At 73.1% G+C, this 8,535-nt stretch carries 6 protein-coding genes; 3 read left to right on the plus strand and 3 right to left on the minus strand.

Features of this window, described 5'->3' with window-relative positions; all coding sequences use genetic code 11:
* Together HPT28_RS26130 and HPT28_RS26135 are read right to left on the minus strand one after the other, a co-directional pair.
* Nucleotides 1–1,250: sigma-70 family RNA polymerase sigma factor (locus HPT28_RS26130; protein ID WP_219094405.1), on the minus strand; the 1,250-nt coding region annotated here is incomplete at its 3' end.
* A gap of 168 nt (nt 1,251–1,418) precedes the next feature.
* The gene (locus HPT28_RS26135; protein ID WP_257579451.1) at nt 1,419–2,243 is read right to left on the minus strand and encodes a helix-turn-helix domain-containing protein; all 825 of its coding nucleotides are present in this window, start codon (nt 2,241–2,243) and stop codon (nt 1,419–1,421) included.
* A 748-nt stretch (nt 2,244–2,991) separates the two neighbouring features.
* Here HPT28_RS26135 and HPT28_RS26140 point away from each other — a divergent pair.
* Nucleotides 2,992–4,314 carry an NAD(P)/FAD-dependent oxidoreductase gene (locus HPT28_RS26140; protein ID WP_374227019.1) on the plus strand — a complete coding sequence of 441 codons (1,323 nt, stop codon included), beginning with the start codon at nt 2,992–2,994 and terminating at the stop codon, nt 4,312–4,314.
* 218 nt (nt 4,315–4,532) lie between these two features.
* Nucleotides 4,533–6,314 (plus strand): SpoIIE family protein phosphatase, encoded by a 1,782-nt coding sequence (locus tag HPT28_RS26145; protein ID WP_219094407.1) that lies wholly within the window; start codon nt 4,533–4,535, stop codon nt 6,312–6,314.
* Nucleotides 6,315–6,375: 61 nt separating this feature from the next.
* Here HPT28_RS26145 and HPT28_RS26150 read toward each other — a convergent pair whose 3' ends face one another.
* Nucleotides 6,376–7,695, minus strand: coding sequence for an MFS transporter (locus tag HPT28_RS26150; protein WP_219094409.1), 1,320 nt, complete (start codon nt 7,693–7,695; stop codon nt 6,376–6,378).
* 157 nt (nt 7,696–7,852) lie between these two features.
* Here HPT28_RS26150 and HPT28_RS26155 point away from each other — a divergent pair, with 157 nt between their 5' ends.
* The gene (locus HPT28_RS26155) at nt 7,853–8,359 is read left to right on the plus strand and encodes a MarR family winged helix-turn-helix transcriptional regulator (protein ID WP_219094411.1); all 507 of its coding nucleotides are present in this window, start codon (nt 7,853–7,855) and stop codon (nt 8,357–8,359) included.
* The last annotated feature ends 176 nt before the right edge of the window (nt 8,360–8,535 follow it).

An 8,535-nucleotide genomic window follows, 5' to 3' on the forward strand; every position in this document is an offset into this window, starting at 1 on the left:
CCCGCCGCACCGGAGCCCCCCGCCGCACCGGCGCCCCCCACGCCGCCCGTCGCCGCCGCGGCGCCGCCCGCGACGGCGACACCACCCGCGCCGCCGACCGCACCGGCCACCGCCTTCACCGAGTACGTGGCGGCGAACCAGCCGATGACCGCCACCGGCAGCAGCGCCCGCAGCTTCGTGTTGAGGTCGCTGACCTCCATGGCCGCCGTCCGGCAGCGCCCGCAGGTGTCCAGGTGCTTGCGCAGCCCCCGCTCGGCACGGGTGCGCAGCCCGCCGCGGGCGAAGGCGCCGAGCTGGTCGGCATAGCGGGAGCAGTCGGCGTCGGTGGTCAGCGCCTGGCTCACATGGGCCTGGAGATAGGCCTGCTTGAGCCCCTCCCTCGCCCGGTGCGCCAGGACGGCCGTGGCGTTCGCGGTCAGCCCGAGGAGCGGTGCCACCTCACTGGGCGGGGATTCCTCGACCATCGTGTGCCACAGCACGGTCTGCCAGCGCTCGGGAAGCGCCCGGAACGCCGTCACCACCATCGTCTGCTCGGCTTCGTGCATCGCGTGGACCTCGGCGCCGAAGTCCAGCGTCTCGTCGGCCGCCGCGCGCCGACCGCCCGCCGCCGCGACGGCGAACGCGGCGAAGTCCTCGACGAGATGCTCCCGTCGCGACGTGCGCGCCCAGGCCGCCGCCGCGTGCCGCACGGACGTCATCAGATAGGCACGCACCGCCGTCTGCGGACCCTTGCCCCCGCGCACGGCCTGGAGCGTGCGCACGAAAACCTCGTTGGTGAGGTCGTCCGCGGTGTCGGCGTCCCGGCAGCAGGTCCGGGCGTACCGGCGTACGGCGTCGGCATGGCGGCGGTAGATCTCGTCGTACGCGGCGGCGTCCCCCTCGCGCATGCGGACGACGAGCTCCGTGTCCGACACCACGTCCGCGGGCCCCGAACGGACCTCCCCCTCCCCGGAGTCGGCGAGGGCAGCCTCGGAGCCGACGAGCGGCGGCCCGGCGGCACCAGTGGCGGCGGGCTCCCGCTCCCGTTTCCGCTCCTGAACGTCGTCCCTGCGCTGCTGAGGAACCGCCCCCGGGCGCCCGAGCCTGCCGCCCCCGGGCGCCTTCCGGTGCCGCGCGCCGGACGACGCGGGGCGGCTCTGGCCGGGCACCTTGGGGCCGGGCGGCTCACCCGCCTTGGAACCGGGTCGCCGGCCGTTCCCCTCCTGACCGCCGGAACCCGACCCGGAACCGTCTCGCCCCTCAACGCCCATTTGCGGAAGCCCCCGTACCCGTGGTCCCGGCTCGATTCCGGACCATGGTGACACGCTGGACGACGACACCCCCTGCTCCGAACGGGGAATCACCCTACGGAGGCGTCACGGCACGAACGTGCGAGGACATCACCCGTCCGGGTGAAGGGACGTGGGGGAGTGGGAGACTCAGGCCGCCGGGCGCGACCGCAGGCCCTCCAGCAGGATCTCCAGGAGCCGGTCCGAGGCCTGCTCCTGCTGTTCGGCGTCCGGCAGGACCGGGGCGGCCGTGGAGATGACGAGCAGCATGTCCGCCACCGTCACATCCGCCCGCAGGGCGCCGGTTTCACGGGCCCGCCGCACCAGCTCCCCGACGACGTCGAGCAACTCGGTCAGACCCGCCTCGCCCTCCCCGCCCCCGCCGGTGGGCCCGGCCTCCGCCGGGGTCTCGGGGGCGCCGGATATGAGCCCCTTCGGCGCGGCTTCCGCGGACGCGCCCCCGTCCCCGCCCGCGGTGGCCGACTTGGGCCGCCGCTGCTCCGGCACGCGCCGCTCTCCGGCGACGGACTCGGCCACGACGGACTCGGCCACGACGGACTCGGCCACGACGGGCTCGCTCATCGCCGGCTCGCCCAGGACGGCCGCTCCTGTGTCGGCCACCGGTGGCTCCGTGCGGCCGACGGCCGGCCCGACGCCGACGCGCAGCACCTGCGGGGGCAGCAGCCTGCCCGCCCCCGACGCGGCGGACGTGCGCAGGAAGCGCGCCAGCGCGGGCCACGGCTCCTCCTCGTGCCGCAGGGCCGCCCTGGCCTGCTCCGTCAGCCGCTCCGTCTCCTCCTGGGCGATCCGCTGGACCAGCACGTGTTTGCTCGGGAACCTGCGGTAGACCGTGCCCACCCCGACCCGGGCCCGGCGGGCCACGTCCTCCATGGGAGCGCCGTAGCCCAGCTCGCCGAAGACCTCCCGCGCCGCGCGCAGGACGTGCTCCAGGTTGCGCTGGGCGTCCACCCGCAGGGGCGCGGGCCTCCCGCTCTCCGCAGGACCACCCTCCGCAGGACCACCCTCCGCACGGCCGCCCTCGACCGGGTCGCCTCCCGCCGGATCGCTCCCCGGCAGGTCGCGCCCGGCCCACTCCCCGGCGCGGCCTTCGCCGGCCGTGGCCGGGCCGCCCGGCTCGTACCCGTGCTCCGCCGCCACGACGGCGCCCGGCCCGCGGACCTCGCGCGCATCCCGGCCCGGGGCCGGGCCGGCCGTGCCCAGCGCGTCGCTCACGCCCGCCTCACCGGCACGGAGGCCTTCCGGAACGTTCCCCTGAACGCTGTCGTGCACGTCGTCAACGTCAATACGCATACGTCTTCCCCCCGGAACATGAATGTCTCCCCCCGGAGACTCCCCTCCTGAACGCCGGGGATCCGCTCACTCCCCGTGTCACCCCGGCCGACTACGAACATAGTTGAGCTGCGGTCAGTACAGGAAGGGGGCGCCCCGGCGACGCCCACGCCCGATCGGAGTATCTCCGCCGGCCACCCCGGAACGCCCGGCGTTCCCCTCCGGACACGCTCGGTGTGACCTGCGTTTTCCCGTCCTTCGCCGCGTCCGGGGGCGAACCGGAGCCGATGCCTCCACTCGTCGTACAAATTCCGCAGCCCTGTGGACAAACCCGAGTCCCCAGGTGCGTCATGGACGGGTGACGCATGGACAGCGGCCCAAGGTGGCGAAGGAACCGGTGCGGATTCTGGTGGTCGGCGGCGGCTACGTCGGTATGTACACGGCTCTGCGCCTGCAGAAGAAGTTGAAACATGAACTGAAGGCCGCGCGGGACGGCCGTGGCGGCGTGGAGATCGTCGTCGTGAGCCCAGAGCCCTACATGACGTACCAGCCCTTCCTCCCCGAAGCCGGTGCCGGCAACATCTCCCCGCGCCACGTCGTCGTACCGCTGCGCCGCGTCCTGCGGGACTGCCGCATCATCGTCGGCGAGGCCCGAAGCATCGAACACGCCCGGCGCACCGTCACAGTCGACACCCCCGCCACCGAGGAGGAGGGCGGAGGACCGATGCGGCTGCGCTACGACGAGCTCGTCCTCGCACCCGGTTCCGTCTCCCGCGCGCTCCCCGTGCCCGGTCTCGCGGACTTCGGCATCGGGTTCAAGACCGTCGAGGAGGCCATCGGCCTGCGCAACCACGTCCTCGAACAGCTCGACATCGCCTCCTCCACCCGCGACCCCGAGATCCGCGACGCCGCCCTCACCTTCGTCTTCGTCGGCGGCGGCTACGCCGGAGTGGAGGCCCTGGCCGAGCTTGAGGACATGGCCCGCTACGCCTGCCGCTACTACCACAACCTCCGCCCCGAGGAGCTGAAGTGGATCCTGGTCGAGGCGACCGGCCGCATCCTCCCCGAGGTGGGCGAGGAGATGGGCCGGTACGCGGTCCGCGAGCTGCGGGCGCGCGCCATCGACATCCGTCTGGACACCCGGCTGGAGAGCTGCGAGGACCGCGTCGCCGTCCTCAGCGACGGCTCCCGCTACCCCTGTCGCACCCTCGTGTGGACGGCGGGCGTCAAACCTCACCCGATCGTGTCCGCCACGGATCTGCCCCGCACCGAACGAGGCCGGCTGACCTGCGCCGCGACGCTCCAGATCGAGAACACCGAACACGCCTGGGCCGCCGGCGACGCCGCCGCCGTCCCCGACCTCACCGCCGACAGGCCGGGCGTCGAGTGCGCCCCCAACGCCCAGCACGCCCTGCGCCAGGCCCGTGTCCTGGCCGACAACATCGTCGCCGTGCTGAACGGACGCCGGCCGATCGCCTACCGGCACGCCTACGCCGGGTCCGTCGCCTCCCTGGGGCTCCACAAAGGAGTGGCGCGCGTATACGGTCGCAGGCTCAAGGGCTACCCCGCCTGGTTCATGCACCGCGTCTACCATCTCAGCCGCGTGCCGACGTTCAACCGCAAGGCCCGAGTCCTGGCCGAGTGGACGCTCGCCGGGTTCTTCAAGCGGGAGATCGTCTCCCTGGGCTCGCTGGAACACCCCCGCGCCGAGTTCGAGATCGCCGCCGGTGAAGGTCGGCGTCCACCCGAGCGGTGACGGATGTCAGTGCCTTCGGAAACACTGGGGCATGTGACGATGGGTGGGCTCATCGCGTCATTCCGTGACTGCTGGACAGGTCGCCCCGACGCGGATCACGAACGACACACCATGAACGTCGTATGAACGGGGAACGACTTTCGAACGGCCGGGCCGGGCAGGCCGCCCGCCCGGCCCGGCACACCATCAACCTGACCCAGAATCGGACCTGAACCGCAGTGAACTTCACGCGCTGGAGCGCCCGACTGGCCGGCAACCCGCGACGCTCAGGCATCGCACGCGCCGCGCGGTCCGCCGACTCCGTGGCCACCTCCGGCCGTACCGGCCGCGAGGTGCCGTCCGCACGCGGCGAGCTCACCGATCCCGCCGAAGCGACGACGCCCGCTCCCCCCACTCCCCACCGCCAGACCCACGACGCCCTCGACGCCCTCTCCGTCCACGACCTCCTCGGGCAGGTGCCCGCCCTCGTCGCGCTCGTCCAGGGCCCCGAACACCGCGTGGCCTACGTCAACGCCGCCTACGTCGGGGTCTTCGGCGAGCCTTCGCACCGTGAGCCCGCGAAGCAGGCGCTGCCGGAGCTGGCCGAGCTGGGCCTGCTCCCGCTGATGGACCAGGTCCTGCGCAGCGGAAAGCCCCGCACCGTCAAGTCGCGCCGCGTCACCGCGCGGCACGAGCCCGCGCACGATCCCGCGCACGACACGGCACCGGGCGGCCGCCAGCACCGGCACAGCTACTACACCTTCACCTGCACTCCCGTGGACGTCGGCGGCGGCACCGCGGGCCGCGACGGCCGCGGCGTCCTCGTCTTCGCCACCGACGTCACCGACCAGGCCGAGTCCGCCGAACGGCTGCGCGCCAGCGAGGCCCGGCAGCGGGAGGCCGCCGTCACCCTCCAGCGCAGCCTCCTGCCGCAGGAGCTGGAGCAGCCGGACGACCTCCGCGTCGCCGCCACCTACCGCCCCGGCGGTACCGAGACGGCCGTCGGGGGCGACTGGTACGACGTCATCACCCTCGGCGCCGACCGCACGGCTCTCGTCATCGGCGACGTCATGGGCCGGGGCGTCCGGGCCGCCGCCGTCATGGGCCAGCTCCGCACCGCCGTCCGCGCCTACGCCCGCCTCGACCTTCCGCCCCACGAAGTCCTGCAACTGCTCGACGGACTGGCCGCCGAGATCGACCCGAGCCAGCTCGCCACCTGCCTCTACGCCGTGCACGACCCCGGCGAGGGCCAGCTCACGTACGCTTCCGCGGGCCACCCGCCCATCCTCGTGCGCACGGGCGACGGCCGCGTGCACCGCACGGACGAGGCGACCGGCCCGCCGCTCGGCACCGAGGGCTGGCAGCACACCTCGGCCACCGTCGCCTTCCCCGAGGGCTCCACCGCCGTCCTCTACACGGACGGCCTCGTCGAGCGGCGCGACGCGGACATCGACGTCGGCCTCGCCACGCTCGAACGCGCCTTCGCCGGTGCCACCGGCTCGCCGGAGATCATGTGCGACCGGCTGCTGCGGGCCCTCGGCATCACCGCCGCGCATGACGACGACGTCGCTCTCCTCGTCCTCCAGCACCCCAACCGCGACGGCCAGGACGCCGAGCTGTTCCACAACGCCACGCTCGATCTGCTCGGCGGCGTCGAGGCCGCGCCCCGCGCCCGCGCCTTCGCCTCCGGCGTGCTGACCTCCTGGCGCTTCCCCCGTGAGCTGCACGACCTCGGCGTGCTGGCCGCCAGCGAGCTCGTCGCCAACTCGCTGCAGTACGGCGTCCCACCCATGCGGCTGCGACTGCGCCGCACCGACCGCCGGCTCATCGTCGAGGTCACGGACGGGGACGACCACCTGCCCCGGCGGCGACGCGCCGAGCCCGTGGACGAGTCGGGCCGGGGCATCTCCATCGTCGCCACGATCGCCACGGCGTGGGGCGCCCGACGCACCCCGGGAGGCGGCAAGGCCGTCTGGTGCGAGTTCAACCTGCCGCCGCACCAGCCCACCCCCGGCGGCTGACGGTTCCGGGCACCCCTTCGGCACCCGTGGGCCCCGCCGGGGGCGGGGTCGGCCAGCCGGGTCAGGCCGCGGCGGTCACCGGCTGCCCGGCGCCGTCCGTCCCGGGACCCCGCTGCCCGGAGGCCAGCACCACAGGCGAAGGCCGCAGCGCCGGGTTGTCCTGCACCGGCGTCAGCCGCCTGCCCAGCAGCAGCGCCAACACCGCGATGCCCAGCGAGCACAGCACCAGCAGCACGATGTAACCGGCGAAGGCTCCCTGCGCCGCCAGCAACCCGCCGACCGCCGGACCAACCGCCACTCCGAGCTGCTTGACCAGGGCGAAGGCGGAGTTGTACTGGCCGACCATGTGCCGCGGCGCCAGGTCGGCCACCAGCGGGGCCACGGTCGGCGACAGCATGGCCTCGCCCAGCCCGAACAGGGCGTACGTGCTGACGAACAGGGAGGTCGCCAGGGCCGGCGCCTGCGGCACCAGCCCGGACACGCCCGCCGCCACCCACGCGACGGCCCACACCACACCGACGAGCGCCACCACACGGCTCCGACGGCGTCCGTGCACCATGCGCAGCACCACGAACTGGGCCAGCATGATCACGGCGGTGTTGGCGAACAGTGCCAGGCCCAGCGTGGACGTCGAGATGCCGGTCACCTCGACGCCGTAGGCGGCGAGCCCCGACTCGAACTGGCCGTAGCAGGAGAAGAACAGCACGAAGCCCAGAACGCCGAGTACCACCATGGCCCGGTCTTCCAGCAGCACGCGCCAGCCCATGCCCGCCCCGTCGGCAGCCGTGGGCACCGGCTCGTCGAGCGCGGTCGGCCGCGGGAACCGAACCGTCAGCAGCACGCCGCCCAGCACCAGGAACATCACGGCCTGGACGGAGAACAGCAGGGTGAAGCTGGCGGCCGCGTGCTCGTCCACGATGAGGCCGCCCAGCAGGCCGCCGACCCCCATGCCGAGGTTGATCAGGAAGAACTGCGTCGCGAACGCCCGCGAACGGTTCGCCGGGCTGGAGCACCAGACGATCATCGTCGCCAGCGCCGGCTGGAGCACGGCGACCCCGGCCCCGAGGACGGCGGCGGCCGTCAGCACCGCGGGGGCGCTCGCCGTCATCCCGAACCCCAGGGCGCCGACGGCCGCCGCCAGCGTCCCGGCCAGGGCGACGGGGACGGGACCACGCCGGTCCAGGACCCGGCCGACGAGCGGGAGCACCAGCAGCGCGGCGGCGGCGAAGGCGGCGAGCACGGCGCCGGCCGTCGTGGCCCCCAGCCCGCGCACGTCCGCCACATAGATGAAGAGGTACGGCACGGTGAATCCGCTGCCGAACGCGCTGAGCGCGTTCCCGAGCTGAATCCGGCGCAGGGTCGCGCCCGTCGCGGTGGTCACACTCACCTTCCCAGGTCGTTGTGAGATCGACTCAGCCCCGGTCGCGGCAGGGCGCGAGCCGGAGCTGAGAACTGAAGACTTCGAAGCTAAACTTCGAAGCTGAAGAGTACACAAGGTAAGTCTTCGACGCTAATCGTTTGCTGGCATACTCGGAGACATGGCCGACCTACAGCCCTCGCTCGACGAACAGATCGCGATCTACCAGCGGGAGTTCCGGGACCTCGACCCGCAGGTGGAGCGGGTCGTCAACGCGCTCTGCCGCCTCGACCGGCGCATGAGCGTGGCCTACGACCGCCAGCTGGCGACCCTCGACCTCAGCAGCTCCGAGTGGGAGGTCCTGAAGGAGCTGGTCATGGCCGGCCGTCCCTACCAGCTCTGGCCCGGCACCATCGCCAAGCGCCTCGGCCTCACGCCCGCGGCCATGACGCATCGCATCGACCGCATGGTGGCCGCGGGGCTCGTCACCCGGGAGCGCGACGAGGAGAACCGCGTCCGCGTGATCATCGGGCTCACCGACCAGGGCCGTGAGAAGTGGCTCCAGGTCATGCGCCAGGCCACATCCTTCGAGGAGGACCTCCTCGAAGACCTCAGCCACGACGAGCGAGCCCAGCTCGGCGACCTCCTCACGCGCCTCCTCGACCGCATCGAGACGCGACTCGCCTGAGCCGGTTGACAGCGGGGCGGGTGCTCCGTAAAGTTCTGCGGGTTGTCGACGTCCGCTCTGGCCGCACGGCAGCGCTTCTGCCACACGGTGGCGACCACTACTCAGCAAGAAGAACCCCAAACCGGGGTTGTTTTCGGTATGCCGAAAACAATTTCGGGGCTGCTCGATTTTGAGTG

It is taken from the genome of Streptomyces sp. JJ38, from assembly GCF_019303475.1.
GTDB lineage: Bacteria > Actinomycetota > Actinomycetes > Streptomycetales > Streptomycetaceae > Streptomyces.

What these genes read in the sequence shown, in the direction of transcription:
- HPT28_RS26140 (WP_374227019.1), top strand. Translation starts at nt 2,992, where the DNA reads ATGTACACGGCTCTGCGCCTGCAGAAGAAGTTGAAACATGAACTGAAG.
- HPT28_RS26155 (WP_219094411.1), top strand. Translation starts at nt 7,853, where the DNA reads ATGGCCGACCTACAGCCCTCGCTCGACGAACAGATCGCGATCTACCAG.